This window comes from Aminobacter sp. P4_D5 (assembly GCF_056401815.1).
The window spans coordinates 1-639 of sequence record NZ_JBFUIP010000889.1; the positions used below are offsets into that span (position 1 = coordinate 1).

Annotated in this window: 1 pseudogene; it reads left to right on the forward strand. The window is 63.7% G+C overall.

The features are described from left to right. Nucleotides 1-510: pseudogene (locus AC1DWF_RS35615) on the forward strand (DDE-type integrase/transposase/recombinase); the annotation flags it as partial. Between the last annotated feature and the right edge of the window lie 129 nt (nucleotides 511-639).

The following is a 639-nucleotide window of genomic DNA, read 5'->3' on the forward strand; positions in this document are numbered from 1 at the left end:
AACCAGAAGCGAACCCGCAGGATCTACAATGAGTTGGGGCATCAACTGCGGCACAAGGCGCCTAAGCGCAGGGTGAAGGCGAAGCTGCGCGAGGATCGTCGTGATGCCCTGTCGCCGAATGAAACCTGGGCGATGGACTTCGTGCACGATCAACTGGCGACGGGAGCTCGGCTGCGCGTGCTGACGGTGGTGGACATCTTCTCGCGCTATGCGCCCGTGATCGATCCGCGGTTCAGCTACCGCGGCGAGGATGTGGTGAAGACGCTGGATCGTGTCTGCGCGACGGTGGGGTATCCGAAGACGATCCGCGTGGATCAGGGATCGGAATTCGTGTCCCGTGACGTCGACCTGTGGGCCTATGCGCACGACGTGACGCTGGATTTCTCGCGGCCGGGCAAGCCGACGGACAATGCTTATATCGMGGCCTTCAACGGCCGGTTYCGGGCGGAGTGCCTGAACACGCACTGGTTCCTGACGCTTGCCGATGCCCGCGAGAAGATGGAGGCTTGGCCGAAGCCGGCCTGGACCAGACGCCAGGCAAGCGGACGATGATAATGCCCGGTCGGCTCAAGGCCGACGGTGACCGGGCGTTCCAAGGCGCGGAGTTCAGTCACCAGCCGGTCATGCTCAGGCCGGGTG